Source organism: Pseudoalteromonas sp. DSM 26666 (genome assembly GCF_900116475.1).
GTDB classification, from domain to species: Bacteria; Pseudomonadota; Gammaproteobacteria; order Enterobacterales; family Alteromonadaceae; genus Pseudoalteromonas; species Pseudoalteromonas tetraodonis.
The window spans coordinates 53,505-69,311 of sequence record NZ_FPAR01000007.1; the positions used below are offsets into that span (position 1 = coordinate 53,505).

Here is a 15,807-nt window from a genome sequence, read left to right on the forward strand (position 1 = left end):
TTGCAAAACAAACAAAATAATACATGTAAAAGCTCAGTATTTATGGTGAAATTAACTTAATTGAACAGAGGTTTCCAAGGAGCATTCATGGCAATTTTAGTAACCGGTGGCGCAGGCTATATTGGCTCACACACCGTTTTAGAACTTTTACAGCAAGGCAGCGACGTTATCGTGATTGATAACTTAAGTAACTCCTCTGAAGAGTCACTTGAAAGAGTGAAAAAAATAACTGACAAAGCAATTACTTTTTATCAAGGTGATATTTTAGATAAACCCTTTTTAGACTCGGTATTTGCCAAGCATACCATCGAAAGTGTGATTCATTTTGCTGGCCTAAAAGCCGTGGGCGAATCAGTCGTAAAACCCATTGAGTATTATCAAAATAATGTACAAGGTACACTAACACTGGTTGATGCTATGCGTGATGCAGGTGTATTCAAACTGGTATTTAGCTCATCCGCCACTGTATACGGCGACCCAGCAAGCTTACCAATACGCGAAGACTTCCCCGTTGGCGGTACAACCAATCCATATGGTACGTCTAAACTAATGGTTGAAATGATGTTACAAGATATCGCTAAATCAGATGAGCGCTTCGCGTTTGCTATTTTGCGCTACTTTAATCCTGTCGGTGCACATGAGTCAGGTTTGATTGGTGAAGACCCTAATGGTATTCCTAATAATTTATTGCCTTTCATTTCACAAGTTGCAGTTGGCAAATTAAAGCAACTTGCTGTATTTGGCGACGATTATGATACGGTTGATGGTACTGGCGTTCGTGATTACATTCACGTTGTAGATTTAGCCCTAGGGCATTTAAAAGCACTTGATAAAATAGCCGCAGAAACCGGTGCGCTTGTTTATAACCTTGGTACAGGTAACGGCTATTCAGTATTACAAATGGTCAATGCGTTTATTAAGGCTAGCGACCAAGCAATCCCTTATGCGGTGTCACCTCGTCGCCCAGGTGATATTGCAGCCTGTTATGCTGCGCCAGAAAAAGCCCTTAGTGAACTAGGTTGGCAAGCTGAGCGTGGTATTGATGTCATGATGCAAGATACTTGGCGCTGGCAATCAAATAATCCAAATGGATATAAGTCATAAAGGCTTCTTTAAGTTATCAGCTTAAAATTAAAACACCGCATTTAAATTAAATGCGGTGTTTTAATGTTGTACTTACCAATTTTGCATTTCTACAATCCGTGACTGGGTTCGCGCATATTCAAAACATAACTTTTTACCTTGGTATAACTCGTTTATGTCGGCCTGGGCATTAATTACTAGTAATTTGTGGCAATCGTAAAACTCATCGACTAAGGCAATAAAACGCCGTGCTTCATCATCGAGCGTATGCTCACCCAATTGCTGCTTTTCTCGCTGATAGCTATCTTCTATACCATGCACAATAACCTTACCGGTTGCTTCTTTGCCCATTATTGGCACATTCGCGATATATACTACCGAAAACTGTTCTGCTAAAAACATATAGTCATTGGCGCTGCGAGGACCTGCGCACAGTGCCATAAAATCAATCAGTAGTGCATCGTTAGTTTTTAATAAATAGGGAAGTGCTCGGCCATGCACAGTCATTGTATTATCACGCGTTGCTTGAGGGTATGCGGATAAAAACCCAGCCTCAAATTCAGCATCAGGCAAGTTAATAAAATAATGACGACTGCTTCTACCGTACCTGAAGCGGTGGTCTTCCTCCCCCGCTACGTTAATTACATGACAATGCGCATTTATTAAATCGATAGTTGGTAAAAATCGCGCGCGTTGCAAACCGTTGTAATAAAGTTGCTCGGGTTTTGCGTTAGAGGTTGCGACTAGTACCACGCCTTGTTCAAACAAAGCGTTAAATAACCGAGCCATGATCATGGCATCACCAATATCACTAACAAAAAACTCATCAAAGCACAGTACCTTTATCTCTTTGGCCCACTGTTTAGCTATTATTTGTAGCGGATTTTTATCCCCTTGTAACTTGGCCAATTGAGCATGAATTTTTTCAATAAAGTGATGAAAATGCAGGCGCTGCTTTTTTTCTGTGGGTAAGTTTTTATAAAATAAATCCATCAGCATAGATTTACCTCGGCCAACAGGACCGTATAAATATACCCCTTTGATTAACCGTGCTTTTTGCCACCAGCTTGTTGGCTGATTTAATTGCTCACTCAAAGACTGTAACGCACTCACGGCTTGGTGCTGCGCCGCATCAAAAACAAGCTCTCCTGATGAAACTTTGCGGTGGTATAGGCTTAAAATTTCTGTGCTGGGCTCTGTCATGGTATTTCACTATCCGCTATACTCGCGACCATTGTAGCCGACTAAAAATGTGAACAACATGAAATTTCCTTGCCGTTTAGATAAATTTATTAGCCATTTAGCAGAGTTACCACGCTCAAAAGCCCGTGCGGCAATAAAAAGCCAAGCGGCTAGCGTTAATGGCGAGGTGATCACGGCATTCGACTTTCAAGTTACTCAACAAGATGACGTGCTGTTTTATGACGAGCCATTAGTTTTTTTAGGTAAACGCTACTTTATGCTCAATAAGCCGGTAGGTTATGTGTGCGCTAATTCGGATGAGTTACACAAAACCGTATTTGATTTGCTTGATGAGCCAAACATGGCCGATTTTCACATTGCTGGGCGTTTAGACATAGACACCACTGGCCTAGTGCTTATTACTAACGATGGCGACTGGTCACACAAAATTACCTCGCCTAAAAAGAATAAATTTAAAACCTACTTGGTTGAAACTCAAGAGCCGATTACCGATGATGCACTGCAGCAATTACGCGACGGTGTGCAGCTTCACAATGAAAAAGATTTAACTCGCCCTGCTATTGCTGAGCGCTTAGGGAATTATGGTTTACGCTTGTCTATTTCTGAGGGTAAGTATCACCAAGTAAAACGTATGCTAGCAGCGGTAGATAACAAGGTAGTTGAATTACATCGTGAACAAATTGCGGGTATAAAGCTAGGTGAAGATCTGGCTGCAGGTGAATACCGCCCACTAACCGCCGCAGAGATAAAGCTGTAAGGTTGTTTGGGTATTAGGAAAACAGCTTCAAACTGACCGCAGCCCTTTCTGAAACCTGGCGTCTAAAACCTGCTCTTACGATTTAATTTGTACTAAATCAAAGTCTGTCATTCCGGGTACAATGGCTTGTAGGCGAGACTCTGTAATATCTAGAGAATTTAAGCATTCACAATATTCAGAGGCTTTAAGTTCTAATTGGTGGGCTTTTTTCTGCAACGACTTATCGATTTCTTTGGTGATGATATCCATGCGTTGCCCCATGTCGTTCATGCGGTCTTCTATATTGCCTTCTCGAGATTTAAACGCATCCCCGAGCGACATTAAAATAGCACCCAAAGAGCCATGTACTGCAGAGTGTATTTTTTGGCTAATTTCTTTAGTAAAAAAATCATCAATTTGAGAAAGCGATTGAGGGGCTATAAAAAAGAAGTCGTCGCCACGCTTAAACTTATCCATAAGTGCACGCTCTACATATTGTAATTGCGTTTTTAGCACTTCGGGTTCTTTATCTGACATGCCCTCAACAACATGCTCAATAGCACTAAGCCCAAGGTTTACACCGTCAGTCGCTAAATCGACTAGCTCAGGAACCGTTTGACGAATACCATTGCTAAATTGTTCTAGCACTTTACTTTCGTCGGTACTTAAATCGACCCAGTAGCCTCGAATAAACAGTTGATTATTATTGTTAATTTGCACCCTAGTTTGGCCTTTATCAACAATACGGATCACATCATCGGTAATAATTAAACCATGACGAAGTTCAACATCACATTGCTTTTGTGCGATTGCATTGCAGCTTAAAAGTGCCATTGATAACGCCAATATCGAACGAGATAAAAACGCCATAAACACCTCAAAAAGACTAAAATAGGGGGTGGCTAGATTAACAAAAAACCAACTTTATGCAAGCAAAAGTAACACCCTAAAAACAAGGCACCATGAAACGTAACGTTTATACAGCGCCTTTATCCTCTGGCTTGTACTATTAAATAGGTGAGCCTGGTGGTATGGGTAACGCTTTAAAGTTATCAGGCCACTGGCCTGTTGTTAAAAACTGATTAATTTGCGCCGCTAAATAGTCTTTAAATGCGCTGTCACCTACTTCAGGATGGCTCAGTAAAGAGTGTTGATTAAACTCATCCGCTAGTTTATTTAAGTAAAAATGCAGTTGCGCTTGCACCTCTGGACTTAGTGTTTGGCTAGCGACAAGATCAGCCATAGTTTTTGCCGTTAAGTACTGTACTCGTTGCGTTACTTTTCCTGTCATGGTGGCAGGCGCTGATACATTAAACACCTGCTTATTTAATTGTTTAAGCAGCTCATCTAAGCCATAAAAGCGGTTATCACGTGCTTGTTGCTGTGCTAAACGATTTAATCGTTGAGCATTAAGTAATAGCGATAAGCTATGCTGCGCGGCGACTTCAGGTAATGCAAGTGCATCCATAGTTAAGCCGGTACGACCCACTATACTTTCTCGTGATTTAGACTCGCCATACGCTTTAGGTACGATTAAGGAAAGTGTCGACTCTGGAAGCGTTAAGTTGCTTGCTTTTAGGGTCGCTAAAATGGCATTAACCGCTTGTTGTTGAGCCTCTTTAGCTACAACTTGGGCGCCTTTGACGGGTGCGTCACTACGAATTTCATAGTCATAATCAACGCCCGCAATAAGCTTTGCAACCGCTTCAACTTGATAACGGTGGAACAAGTAAAGTGGCACTAGCTTTTCTTCTAACTGCGACAGTGCAACCCCAGTTTTTATATTATTAATACCAAACTGCCCGAGCGCCTGCTTTCGCACATCAAGCACTCTAAGTAATTCTTCACTTGGATTACTGCCGTTATCCCAAAGGTGCGCTGTAGGGTGCGCCCCACCTTTGGCACGGGCATCACTGTCAGAAATAAACGCCAAACCTAGCGCTTTATTTTGCTGTAAAATAGCAGCGAGTGCTGCGCTTTCATCTTGGCCGGTAAAATCACTGTAGCCATATTTGATCACTTGCGTATCCCATGCGCCCATACCTTTAGCATAACCTTGAGATACGTCTAACTGACCATTATCTGCAAAGCTCAATAACGGATGTGGATAATCCATCACCGAAGCTCGATTATTTACTGACGCAGCAAAGTTGTGCGCAATACCCAGTGTATGACCAATTTCGTGAGCACTGAGTTGACGAATACGATCAAGTGCCATTGCCTGTAAGGTACTTGCTACTTCATTGCCTTTTAAATAAGGCGCTGCCAGTGATTCAGCAATAAGGATATCTTGACGTACTCGTAGCGATCCTAGTGTGACATGGCCTTTAATAATTTCGCCTGTACGTGGGTCTATAATTGAACTGCCATAAGACCAACCACGAGTTGCGCGATGCACCCATTGAATAACGTTGTAGCGCACATCCATAGGATCAGCATTATCTGGTAGCACTTTAACTTCAAATGCATTTTTATATCCTGCTGCATTAAAGGCGTCATTCCACCATTGCCCGCCTTCTAATAAAGCCGTTTTTACTGGTTCAGGTACGCCAGGGTCTAAGTAATACACAATGGGTTCGACCGGTTCACTTACAGCCAGACTCGGATCTTTTTTTATTAACCGATGGCGTGGAATGTAACGCACATACATAGACTCATCGAGCCCTGCTGCATAATTTTTATGCTCCACACTCCAATAACCCGATTGCGGGCTAAATTGACGTGGCGTGTAATTGTCATCAGGCAATTTGATTAATGAATGGTGCATATGCACGGTTAGCGCGTATGGATCAGCACTCACTTGGCGCACATATTCACCTGGTTTAGACCCTTTAAAGGTGAGAATGGCTTCAAGTTCAGTATTTTTTACAAATGCTTTTGAGCGATTCATAAATACCGCACTGCGTGACTCATCAAGGCTAAACTGCCCTTGCTTGCGCGCAGCTAAAGTACGGCTTACGCCATGTACATCGCTTAGTAAATAGGGGGTGTAATCAATTAATGCAGCATTGTCATCTTGCGCGACAACTTTAAAACCCGCCAAAATACTGGATGCAAACGCTTCTTTAACGCTTTGCTGCTCTGCTAGATTACTTGTGTTAGCACGGTAGTAAGTATTTACAGCGCGCAACATCACCTTATTGCCGAAGCGCTCAAACTGTACCAAATAAGTACCGCCTAATTGGCCTCTATCTAAACCAATATCGTTAGACCCTACTCCATAAGGTAAGCTGTGTTGTAATAAAAATTGTTGTTCAAGTTTATCGACCTTTAAATACACATTGCCGTTTTGCGTATCGTAAAAGAAAGAAAAATAACCCGGGAAATGGTTCATTTTTTCAGTAAATTCGTCAATAGACTTAATTGCTGCGTGCGCTTGGGTTATCATACAGAGCAGCACAGTAAAGAGTATGTAACTTAATCGTGATATTTTTTGCATAATCTTATCTTTGTTATTAGCGTTTTAAATGCGATGTAGGTACCCCATTATAGGGGGTTATTTATACAATACAGTTATTTAAGACGAATTTCAGCGCTCTAAACTAATCTCTCTCACATTATGATTAGTTTTAACACGTTATCAGGAAAAAAGAATGCGTAGACTCCCACCAGTATTACTAGAAGATGGCTGTTCAAGAGAACTTTTGTCGTTAATTCGTACTATTTTAGCGGCATGTAAAGAAATTTCATTTCGCGTCGGTCAAGGTGAATTATCGGGCGTATTAGGCTCAACCCTCGATGAAAACATTCAAGGCGAAACACAAAAGAAACTCGATGTACTGTCTAATCAGTTATTAAAAGATATATTGCTGGAGTCAGGCACAGTTAAAGCGATCGCCTCTGAAGAAGAAGATTATACCGTTGCCGGTAACCCAGATGCTGAGTACATTGTTGCATTTGACCCACTTGATGGCTCGTCAAACACCGATATTAACTCGCTAGTAGGCACTATATTTTCTATTATGAAAGCGCCGGTGGGCTCAGATGCTGCTGATGAAAAGATTTTTATGCAACCTGGGCATCAACAAGTAGCTGCAGGTTACGTACTGTATGGGCCATCGACCATGCTTGCGCTAACAACGGGTAAAGGTACACGCATGTTTACCTTAGATAAAACCCAAGGTAGCTTTTTACTTACCCAAGATTTTGCCGCTATTCCTGCTAAAACCAATGAATTTGCAATTAATGCCTCAAACCAGCGCCACTGGGAACCGGCGATGCAAAACTACATTAACGACTTACTTGCGGGAGATACAGGCCCTCGTGCTCAAAACTTCAATATGCGTTGGATTGCTGCAATGGTTGGCGATGTGCACCGTGTACTTAGCCGTGGTGGCTTATTTACTTACCCAACTGATACTAAAGATCCTAATAAGCCTAATAAACTGCGTTTACTTTATGAAGCAAACCCAATGGCAATGCTAGTAGAGCAAGCAGGTGGTATTGCTTCAACAGGCACTGAGCGTATTATGGATATTCAGCCTGATGCCATCCATCAGCGTGTTGCGGTTATTTTAGGCTCTAAAGACGAAGTAGAAACTTGCTTGAGCTATCATAAGTAAACAAGTTGTCAGTTGTCAGTTGTCAGTTGTCAGTTGTCAGTTGTCAGTTGTCAGTTGTCAGAAAATACTAAGCCGGATTTAACTTAAATGCGGCTTAGTATTATTTATCCGTTACATAAAACCGCAGTAAGCTCGCATCTAAAAGAGTTGAGTTAGCCTAAATCTAGTCCTTTAATAATGCTAATAATTGTTCAAGCTTTGTATGGCTAAACTCGCCCATTTGTTCGCTATTGCTCAGCGCATAAATAACCCCTTCATGCTCAGCGCTATCTATATCTGCTCTTGATTCAATGACGTTGGCCCAAAGCGCGAGATCATCGAGATCTATTTCATTACTTACACAGCGCTTAAGCACATCAATCAATACGGGTGTCGTTAACTTATAAAGTGGCTTAGCATTGTGCGCAGAGCTTGACACTATTACTGAAATTGCTTCGTCTCTTTGCTCACCAAAAGTAATAAATTCAGCCAATGCTTTTTGTATATTCATAATGTTTGTTATTCTTGCTGCTCTACTGTTAATAAGACCTAAAATGACCCAGATAAACTGCAGCCAATGTAATACAACGCTTAACTGTAATGTTAATGATATAACCGCATGTTGGTGTTATCAGTTACCCGCTATTTTACCACTCGATGATACAGCAACTAGCTGCTTATGCCGATCATGTACTCTTGCTAAAATTAATTACTATTTAGAAACTATATATACCCAGCCAATTAAAACCCAAATAGCTTTCGCTAAACAATTTAGAAGTAATGATAATTTAATTGAAGGGTTAGATTACACCATGCAGAACAATTACATGGTGTTTAGTAAGTGGTATTTTTTAAAGCGTGGTACTTGCTGCAAAAATGGTTGTAAAAATTGCCCTTATAGTTAAATTAGCCACCCACAGCAATAGGCAGTGAGTTATCAGCGCCCCATTCACTCCACGAGCCATCGTACACACTTAAATTACTATAGCCGCATTCATCGGCAAACAGCGCAAGCGCACAGGCAGTAACACCAGAGCCACAGCTAAATTGTAAGTGGGTTGCATTACCGACTAATTCACTAAACTTTGCCTGTATAAAGTCGAGTGATTTTGCTTCACCATTTTCTAATAGACTAGTTAAAGGTAGCGAATAGCTATTAATAATATGGCCGCTGCGTATTCCGGCTCTTGGCTCACTACTTTTGCCGGTAAAGCGCTCATAAGCGCGTGCATCTAAAATAACTGTATTGGCATCCTCAGTAGCACTTAGCACCTGTTTTTTATCAATAAAGTAATCAGGCCGGTATTGAGCAATAAAATCGCCTTTTAATGATGCTTGTGTATAGTTTGATTCAACCGGAAGCCCGAGTTCAAGCCACTTGGCTAAACCGCCACTGAGGACTTTTACGTTATCAAACCCCATGGCTTTAAACATCCACCAAGCTCTAGCTGCACTGAATAACCCTGCATCTTCATAAATCACCACAAGTGAATCGTGATTCACTCCCGCTTTTTGCATCACTTGAGTAAATTGTTCTGCACTACACAAGGTATTAGGCAATGGGTTTGAGGTATCTGCGAGTTCTTTTTTGATATCAAACCGTTGTGCTTTAGGAAGCATGGCAACGGGTGAGTACTCCCCCGCAGCTGAGGGACGTAACATACCCGCATCAAAAATAACCAGGTTAGCTTGCTCTAAGCGAGCATGTAACCATTGTGCACTGACCATGTTTTTCATCGTCTTTCCAAATTTGAGGAAATGAAATAGCTATATATTATTACAGCCTGTTTATAAACAGAATTTAGACTGGTTACAAATTATAATAATGCTAAAATAGCTGCTTTGAGGTTTCTAAATAAAATAAAATTATGCCAATCCCTTTTTACATTATCAATATGCAAGGCTGCGAAGACCGTTGGGAAACAACCCTAAAGCGACTTACCAGTCTACACTTAAATGCTGAACGTTTTGAAGCGACCATTGGCAAAAACCTTAGTGAAGAAGAAACCCTCAAGTGGTATTGCCCGAAAAAAAATAAAAAACGTTACAATCGCAATCTATCTGCAGGTGAAATTGGTTGCTATGTAAGTCATATGCGCCTTTGGCAAAAAATGGTTAATGAAAACATGCCTTTTTGTGTTGTATTAGAGGATGACCTTTTCATTGAGGCTTCGCTTAAAGATGTTGTTGATGCGGCAATTAAATTGAAAAACTGGGATTTAATAAAATTATCTGACAACAGAAATTTTCCATTTATTGACAGTGCCCCATTAGAAAATAATCTAACAGTCGGTAATTATAAAAAAGCACCAAATGGCACTCAAGGCTACATCATTTCACTAAGCGGTGCGAAAAAACTACTGCAAAGAAAACCATTTTTTAGACCCGTAGATGTCGATATGCAGTTTCACACAGAAGTAGGGCTAAATATGATTGGCATAAAACCCTACCCTGTTGCCGAAGATCGAAGCTTTATTAGTGAAATAACAAGCGCTAATGCAGGTTCGCACTCAAACCGCAGTACATTTATCAGAAATTTAATTCATAGATCGAGTATTCATATGCAAAGACGATATAAAACTGCGGATCTTGTCAAAATTACAAGTGAGTAATACCAAGCATATTTTTAAATGTATGCATTTGATTATAAAATTAAATCTTAATAATTTCGCCACGCAATGGCGCCATTTTAGCTAAAATTTTATTTTGCACTGTATGTGGGATATTTTGCTCGTTCATTGCATTTATTAATAAATCGACAACGTGATTGAAGTCTTTTTCGTTTATGTTCATGCCTGTATGAATAGCAACCATAGAGTCACCTTTATATTCACAAGGGCCCTCCACCAGCGAACATAAATGGCTAATAAACCCTTGTCGAAAATGACTGATATTACTGTGCTCAAAGTAATGAAACACTTGTTGGTCATTACCTATTTGTATAATAAAACTATCAGTTAGTCTCTCAAGCCCAGCTTGTTCGCCAAGCTGCTGATACAAAGAAGTGTTGGGTTGTGTTGTACACCCTGCAAGTAAGTTTAAACAACAAAAAATAAATACACTCAGTTTCATTACCAATACCCCGTAACCGATAAATACCAGCCAGTTTGATTATCAACACCAGCAATCCGCCCTAAATCTAAATAGGCCGCAGTCACACTCATATGCTTATTAGGTATCCACGCTATAAATAAATCGCGCCAGTCTTGCTCGCCTAGTCCCAAGTTATTGGCTTTTTGCCGATACTCAATGCCAACGGCTAATTCGCGGCTTAAAAACACCGCACTACTTGCTTCTAACAAAATATGGCTGCCCTCATTAGCACCACCATATCCCAACAGCCCTAGCTGATTGGCTTTACTGTAGCGAGTAGTCACATTCCAAAACCAGTTATATCCAGCAAGTGCACCTAAATGTAATTTACTGGCTGCAATATACACATCTGTACCGCTGGTTTTTTTAGCGCCAACTAACTTTGCAACTGTGCCATCATCCAATGACTTATGCTGTACGCCCACACTTAACTGTGGCCACTGACTATAAACAATATCACCGTATAAACGTACTTTTGCTCCAGTAATTGACTGCTCTATTTCGGTATTGAGCGCCGGTACATCAAACTGCTGCTCCGCATAACTGAGCTCAACACGATTGAATAGGTTAAGCTGCATGCCGCAGGCATCAAGACGGTAGTCAGTAACATCAGCACGACTACAAAAACCATTAACAGCCCATTCGTCTTCACTGGCATATCCTGCCAATTGTGCCCAAGGAACTAATCCTCCCCCTGCACTGCCTTCAATTTGAGACACCCCAGGTGTTGCCAATAACTTCCCCGTTGCAGCTACAGTTAACGTACTGCAAAGTAAGAGTGTCATGCTCAGTAAAAATTTAATGTACACGCTGATATTCCTCTAACCATTGTTCTAATTGCTGCGCTTTTAAAGGGCGACTTAAATAGTAACCTTGCGCATGATCGCATTGCATTTCGTGAAGCATTGATAAAGATTCAGCGGTTTCCACACCCTCAGCCACAACAGAAAACCCTAATTGGTGACCCAATGTGATTGAGGAGCGCACTATGTATTGATCTTTTTGTGATTCGTGCAGAGTTAAAATAAAGCATTTATCTAGCTTAAGCTCATCAATAGGTAACATTTTTAACCGCCCCAATGATGTTTGTCCTACGCCATAATCGTCCAATGAAATTTTAACGCCAATGCTTTTTAAATCTTCTAACGCTTTAATACCTTGGGCCTCATTTTCAATCATATCTCGCTCTGTCAATTCAATAGTCACAGAGCTTGGGTTAACTTGGTATTTATTTAAGGTGGCTACCAACGAAGCGTGAAAACCTGAATGAGCAATATCTTGGGCAGAAACATTAATAGCGGCTTGTAAATGAATATCTTTTTTTGACCAATCGGCTATTTGTGCAATCACAGTATCGACGACCCAAGCGGTCAGCTCCACTATTAACCCTGACTGCTCGGCTAAATCAATAAAGACCTCAGGCGACACCCAGCTCCCATCTTTTCGTTGCCAACGAATAAGAGACTCTACCTTATCAATTTTCTGACTTTTAATGTTCAACTTAGGCTGATAGGTCATGAATAATTGCCCATTATCATCATCAATTGCTTGTTTGAGTTCATCAAGCATAATTAAACGGTCTAAATGCGCCTCATCTTCACCGTCTTGATAATAATGTAAGCTTTGCTGACTCGTTGTAGCTGCATCTACAGCAATGAGTACACGTCGCATTAAATCGTCTGCTTTAGTCCCTTGCTCTGGGTATTGCACAATACCAGCATTAAAACGTAAGCTTATTTTTAAATTTTTAACCTTGTAAGCTAGCTGTAATTGCTTGAGTAAATCAGCCACTGCACATTTTACCTGCTCAACCTCTGCACAAGGGTAAACCGTTAAGAATTCATCGCCACCAATTCGAGCATGAAAACCACCTAGCTCATCAGAAAATTGACGAATACGGTTTGCCACTGCAATTAAACATCCATCCCCTACTTGTGGGCCAAGTTTATCGTTTATATGCCTTAAGCCTTTTATATCAATAGCAACAAGCGTGTACCGCGCATCGTTAGTGAGCCGCTTTGCTAATAAATCTAACATAGCAGAACGGTTATAAAACCCCGTTAAGGTATCATGATGTGCTTGAAAACTTATTTGCTGCTCACGCTTATTAATATCATTACCCATGTTATTAAAAGCGCTCACGAGGGTTTCTATTTCACTGCTTTGCTTTTTACCTTCAAATTTAAAACGGTAGTCGCCTTTCGCAAACTGTCTGGCAATAACCGCTAACTGTGAAAGTCCTGTCGTTAAATTATTTGCTAACAAACTACTGGTGATCACACCAAATAACATAGTTAAAACAGCGAGTGTGATCAGTGTTAATAATAATTGCTCAATATCGCGATAACTCGAGGTTAAATCTGCGCTAAGCAGTAAGGTTATCGGATGCGATTGTAAAGAGGGTAAAGCTATTTGTTCGTTTTCATAGGCCAAATATTCGGCAAAAAAACGAGCCGTAGTTTTATTGGTAAAGTACGCTATTGGTTGAAAGTTATCTGGTTGGGATACTAGCGAGCTTGTTGCAAAATCATCTAATTGCGCAACAAAACTAACCTCCATTCCGGTTAAGCTTTTTAGCTCAGTAGCCACTGCAGATGTTATTTTAAATCCGACCAAACTGTAAGCTATGGTTCTGGGAGTTTTAACTGGCAATAAAATCACTTGGTACAGCTGGTTATTTAACACCACAAAGCTCGATTGCTCAGAGTTATTTAATAACTCATCCATCAAGGGTTGTAGATTATCGGCAAAATTTTGTGCATTAACATTAGCTGATACTAACCGCCCTGATAAATCGAGCAACAGCATAAGATCCGCATTGATCCGTTGACTGTGGTTGTATAACACACTGCTAATAGTTGCGGCATCACGAGTTGCAACCGCTTGCTTAAAACCAAAATCAGCGGTTAACACCTTTGCGGCTGTTAATAATAAGCTCTCTTTTGATTTTAAATATTGTTTATAAACGCTTTGCGCAACCGTTATATTTTGTTGCACTTTTTCTGCCTGAAATTTACTGGTAGACCACCAAAAGCTCAGTAAACTAACCAAGGTAGTGAGTAATACCAAGCCAACGCAAAGCGTTGTAATACGACTGCGTAAATTATTGGCCATTGCCTTCCCTAAATTGACTGCCAAAGGTATTACGTGGTGCAGGGGTAGATGTATTTATAATTATTGATAACGGGCTGGTTGATTCTATATTAAACTGTTTTTTATTATCCAAGGGAGCTGTTTGCAGTGAATGCCAAACACTGGCTTGCACAGGAAAAGTGTCTACTTGCAGCTTTATCTGGCCTTGCTCGTTACTGGTATACACATGACTACTGTTAGCGACATATATATAGCCCACCATGGAGTCATGAATATTGCAGCCTAGAACAACAACACCTTGATTATCAAACTTAATAGGTTCTTCTGGCTGGCCAGAATAGAGCTTTAATTGAAAAGGTTTAGCTTTTGAAAAAGAATAAACATGGTGGCGAATATTATCGCTATTTGGAAAGTCGACGTACTGACCTTGGTGCACAATAAGCAACTCTGGAGAAAACTGTTTATCAACTTGATCCATTACCGCTGTGGGTAAATTGCCCGAAGTTTTTGAAGAAGGTAAATGATTTATTTCTACGACAGCATTAGGCAATACTTGGCCATGCTGATCTTTAATAACCAAATTAATGGTATTACCAAAAGCCGATACACTAAACAATACACCCAGTACTAATAAATAACGACGTTTTGCAATAACTTGCCATGCTCGCTCTAACATAACCACACCCAAAAATTCACCATAGGTTAAGTTAATTAGAGACGAGCACTAATTGCAAGAATTATAGCTCAGTTACTTAAAATAAATACTTTTTCATTAGTTAAAATGAGCTTTGCTATATCTGTCTACTTACTACGTTATTTAACGATTAAACCGTAATCAGCATCTAAAATAGCAATCACTTCTTGGCGCGGATCATTAGGTATAATAATCTCTTTACCAATAATTTTGCTAGCGATGCCCACATAAGTGTTAGACACCTCCAGCATTACTGACTCAGGTAAAATATAATCTTTTGCTAACTGCTCACGCTCAGCCATGCGGTCTTTATTTAATAACACATCACTCTCTGGCACGTTATTAATTAGCAGCTGACGGAAACCTTCCTTTGAGTTTTCAACAATCTTGCCATTTTTATAAGATGCTTCATCCCAAATACGCGATGAATCGGGTGTCCCTACTTCATCAATATAAATAAGTTGCTGCGCACCATTTAAATCTTCTACGTAACCAAATTCAAATTTAGTATCAACAAAAATTTGCCCGAGCTTAGCTAACTCATTACTAATTAGCTCGAACCCTTCTACCAATAATTTTTCGTATTTGGTGACATCGTCAGCCGATTTAAAATTAAAAACATCTAAGTTGTTTGTAATATTTTCACGAGTGATGTTTACATCATCAACGGCAGGAATATCAGCAACCCCTTCTATAATACCCTTAGTAGAGGGAGTTATAAGTACTTGCTCAAGCTTTTGATTCGCTTTTAAGCCTTCGGGAAGCTGCAAACCACAAAAGTGTCTTTCGCCTTTGGCGTAGTCGCGCCACATACTGCCGGTAATATATTGACGAGCAATCGCTTCAACTTTAACTGTACTGGCTTTACGAACAATCCATACGTATGGATGAGGAATATCAACAATATGATTACCCGCCAAACCGGCTTCATTAAACATGTTAAACCAATGAGCAGCCACTGAGTTTAATGCAATCCCTTTACCAGGTACGCCATTTAGGCCATTTTCACCTTGCCATATGCAATCAAAAGCAGAAATTCTGTCTGAAATAACCATAATGGCTAATTCAGTATCTGCAGGAACGTTATAGCCTTTTTCATTTATTAAGCGTTTGCTATCTGCATCGGTTAACCAATAAACTGAACGCACTTTGCCACTATGTACTTTACCTTTGGTACGAATGGGTAAGTCATCGTTTACGTCTAAAACTTTATAGCTAGTCATGCTATCTCCGGGGTTTGGCATGCTCAAAGAGCAAAGTATGGAATTGGGGTTAGGCGCTCTATAATAATCTAGCCAACCACAAAGCTCAATCTTAGGCTAAAAACAAATCATCTCAGTATATTTATCTAGCTGGCGCATTGG

The 15,807-nt window shown here is 40.3% G+C and carries 15 protein-coding genes; 5 read left to right on the forward strand and 10 right to left on the reverse strand.

What is annotated here, in order from left to right; genetic code table 11:
• Window positions 1-87 precede the first annotated feature (87 nt).
• Complete coding sequence (galE, locus tag BM380_RS13670; protein WP_013463948.1) at window positions 88-1,104, forward strand: UDP-glucose 4-epimerase GalE; 1,017 nt, start codon at window positions 88-90, stop codon at window positions 1,102-1,104.
• Window positions 1,105-1,176: 72 nt separating this feature from the next.
• Here the strand turns inward: galE and zapE are convergent, their stop codons facing one another.
• On the reverse strand, window positions 1,177-2,286 hold the full coding sequence (gene zapE / locus BM380_RS13675; RefSeq protein WP_090494829.1) for a cell division protein ZapE: 1,110 nt from the start codon (window positions 2,284-2,286) through the stop codon (window positions 1,177-1,179).
• A gap of 58 nt (window positions 2,287-2,344) precedes the next feature.
• Here zapE and rsuA point away from each other — a divergent pair, with 58 nt between their 5' ends.
• The gene (rsuA, locus tag BM380_RS13680; protein WP_008115462.1) at window positions 2,345-3,043 is read left to right on the forward strand and encodes a 16S rRNA pseudouridine(516) synthase RsuA; all 699 of its coding nucleotides are present in this window, start codon (window positions 2,345-2,347) and stop codon (window positions 3,041-3,043) included.
• A gap of 75 nt (window positions 3,044-3,118) precedes the next feature.
• On the opposite strand, the gene BM380_RS13685 is transcribed toward rsuA, so the two are convergent.
• Both BM380_RS13685 and BM380_RS13690 read right to left on the reverse strand, forming a co-directional pair.
• A complete protein-coding gene (locus BM380_RS13685; protein ID WP_008115461.1) occupies window positions 3,119-3,892 on the reverse strand; it encodes a YggN family protein in 774 nt (257 codons plus the stop codon).
• Window positions 3,893-4,031: 139 nt separating this feature from the next.
• Window positions 4,032-6,461: a zinc-dependent metalloprotease gene (locus BM380_RS13690; protein WP_090494831.1), complete on the reverse strand. Its 2,430-nt coding sequence runs from the start codon at window positions 6,459-6,461 to the stop codon at window positions 4,032-4,034.
• A 154-nt stretch (window positions 6,462-6,615) separates the two neighbouring features.
• On the opposite strand from BM380_RS13690, the gene BM380_RS13695 reads away from it, so the two are divergent.
• Entirely contained in the window at window positions 6,616-7,584 is a 969-nt protein-coding gene (locus BM380_RS13695) for a class 1 fructose-bisphosphatase (protein ID WP_008115459.1), read from the forward strand.
• 163 nt (window positions 7,585-7,747) lie between these two features.
• Here the strand turns inward: BM380_RS13695 and BM380_RS13700 are convergent, their stop codons facing one another.
• Complete coding sequence (locus BM380_RS13700; protein ID WP_036955823.1) at window positions 7,748-8,074, reverse strand: hypothetical protein; 327 nt, start codon at window positions 8,072-8,074, stop codon at window positions 7,748-7,750.
• Window positions 8,075-8,117: 43 nt separating this feature from the next.
• Between BM380_RS13700 and BM380_RS13705 the strand changes: the two genes are divergently transcribed.
• Window positions 8,118-8,468 (forward strand): DUF5522 domain-containing protein, encoded by a 351-nt coding sequence (locus BM380_RS13705; protein ID WP_090494899.1) that lies wholly within the window; start codon window positions 8,118-8,120, stop codon window positions 8,466-8,468.
• 1 nt (window position 8,469) lies between these two features.
• Here the strand turns inward: BM380_RS13705 and BM380_RS13710 are convergent, their stop codons facing one another.
• Complete coding sequence (locus BM380_RS13710) at window positions 8,470-9,300, reverse strand: sulfurtransferase (protein WP_090494833.1); 831 nt, start codon at window positions 9,298-9,300, stop codon at window positions 8,470-8,472.
• 131 nt (window positions 9,301-9,431) lie between these two features.
• Here BM380_RS13710 and BM380_RS13715 point away from each other — a divergent pair, with 131 nt between their 5' ends.
• The gene (locus BM380_RS13715; protein WP_090494834.1) at window positions 9,432-10,175 is read left to right on the forward strand and encodes a glycosyltransferase family 25 protein; all 744 of its coding nucleotides are present in this window, start codon (window positions 9,432-9,434) and stop codon (window positions 10,173-10,175) included.
• 40 nt (window positions 10,176-10,215) lie between these two features.
• Here the strand turns inward: BM380_RS13715 and BM380_RS13720 are convergent, their stop codons facing one another.
• The 5 genes from BM380_RS13720 to BM380_RS13740 all read right to left on the reverse strand — a co-directional run bounded on the left by BM380_RS13720 (window position 10,216) and on the right by BM380_RS13740 (window position 15,666).
• Window positions 10,216-10,635, reverse strand: a complete 420-nt coding sequence (locus BM380_RS13720) for a group I truncated hemoglobin (RefSeq protein ID WP_090494836.1) — start codon at window positions 10,633-10,635, stop codon at window positions 10,216-10,218.
• On the reverse strand, window positions 10,635-11,465 hold the full coding sequence (locus BM380_RS13725; protein WP_028834513.1) for a DUF3034 family protein: 831 nt from the start codon (window positions 11,463-11,465) through the stop codon (window positions 10,635-10,637). Before BM380_RS13725 ends, BM380_RS13720 begins: the two co-directional genes overlap by 1 nt.
• Window positions 11,455-13,770 carry a bifunctional diguanylate cyclase/phosphodiesterase gene (locus tag BM380_RS13730; RefSeq protein WP_090494837.1) on the reverse strand — a complete coding sequence of 772 codons (2,316 nt, stop codon included), beginning with the start codon at window positions 13,768-13,770 and terminating at the stop codon, window positions 11,455-11,457. The genes BM380_RS13725 and BM380_RS13730 overlap by 11 nt, the downstream gene beginning before the upstream one ends.
• A complete protein-coding gene (locus tag BM380_RS13735) occupies window positions 13,760-14,425 on the reverse strand; it encodes a methylamine utilization protein (protein WP_090494839.1) in 666 nt (221 codons plus the stop codon). The genes BM380_RS13730 and BM380_RS13735 overlap by 11 nt, the downstream gene beginning before the upstream one ends.
• Before the next feature lie 137 nt (window positions 14,426-14,562).
• Window positions 14,563-15,666: a phosphoribosylaminoimidazolesuccinocarboxamide synthase gene (locus tag BM380_RS13740; RefSeq protein WP_090494902.1), complete on the reverse strand. Its 1,104-nt coding sequence runs from the start codon at window positions 15,664-15,666 to the stop codon at window positions 14,563-14,565.
• Between the last annotated feature and the right edge of the window lie 141 nt (window positions 15,667-15,807).

What these genes read in the sequence shown, in the direction of transcription:
- galE (WP_013463948.1), top strand. Translation starts at nt 88, where the DNA reads ATGGCAATTTTAGTAACCGGTGGCGCAGGCTATATTGGCTCACACACC.
- zapE (WP_090494829.1), bottom strand. Translation starts at nt 2,286, where the DNA reads ATGACAGAGCCCAGCACAGAAATTTTAAGCCTATACCACCGCAAAGTT.
- rsuA (WP_008115462.1), top strand. Translation starts at nt 2,345, where the DNA reads ATGAAATTTCCTTGCCGTTTAGATAAATTTATTAGCCATTTAGCAGAG.
- BM380_RS13685 (WP_008115461.1), bottom strand. Translation starts at nt 3,892, where the DNA reads ATGGCGTTTTTATCTCGTTCGATATTGGCGTTATCAATGGCACTTTTA.
- BM380_RS13690 (WP_090494831.1), bottom strand. Translation starts at nt 6,461, where the DNA reads ATGCAAAAAATATCACGATTAAGTTACATACTCTTTACTGTGCTGCTC.
- BM380_RS13695 (WP_008115459.1), top strand. Translation starts at nt 6,616, where the DNA reads ATGCGTAGACTCCCACCAGTATTACTAGAAGATGGCTGTTCAAGAGAA.
- BM380_RS13700 (WP_036955823.1), bottom strand. Translation starts at nt 8,074, where the DNA reads ATGAATATACAAAAAGCATTGGCTGAATTTATTACTTTTGGTGAGCAA.
- BM380_RS13705 (WP_090494899.1), top strand. Translation starts at nt 8,118, where the DNA reads ATGACCCAGATAAACTGCAGCCAATGTAATACAACGCTTAACTGTAAT.
- BM380_RS13710 (WP_090494833.1), bottom strand. Translation starts at nt 9,300, where the DNA reads ATGAAAAACATGGTCAGTGCACAATGGTTACATGCTCGCTTAGAGCAA.
- BM380_RS13715 (WP_090494834.1), top strand. Translation starts at nt 9,432, where the DNA reads ATGCCAATCCCTTTTTACATTATCAATATGCAAGGCTGCGAAGACCGT.
- BM380_RS13720 (WP_090494836.1), bottom strand. Translation starts at nt 10,635, where the DNA reads ATGAAACTGAGTGTATTTATTTTTTGTTGTTTAAACTTACTTGCAGGG.
- BM380_RS13730 (WP_090494837.1), bottom strand. Translation starts at nt 13,770, where the DNA reads ATGGCCAATAATTTACGCAGTCGTATTACAACGCTTTGCGTTGGCTTG.
- BM380_RS13735 (WP_090494839.1), bottom strand. Translation starts at nt 14,425, where the DNA reads ATGTTAGAGCGAGCATGGCAAGTTATTGCAAAACGTCGTTATTTATTA.
- BM380_RS13740 (WP_090494902.1), bottom strand. Translation starts at nt 15,666, where the DNA reads ATGACTAGCTATAAAGTTTTAGACGTAAACGATGACTTACCCATTCGT.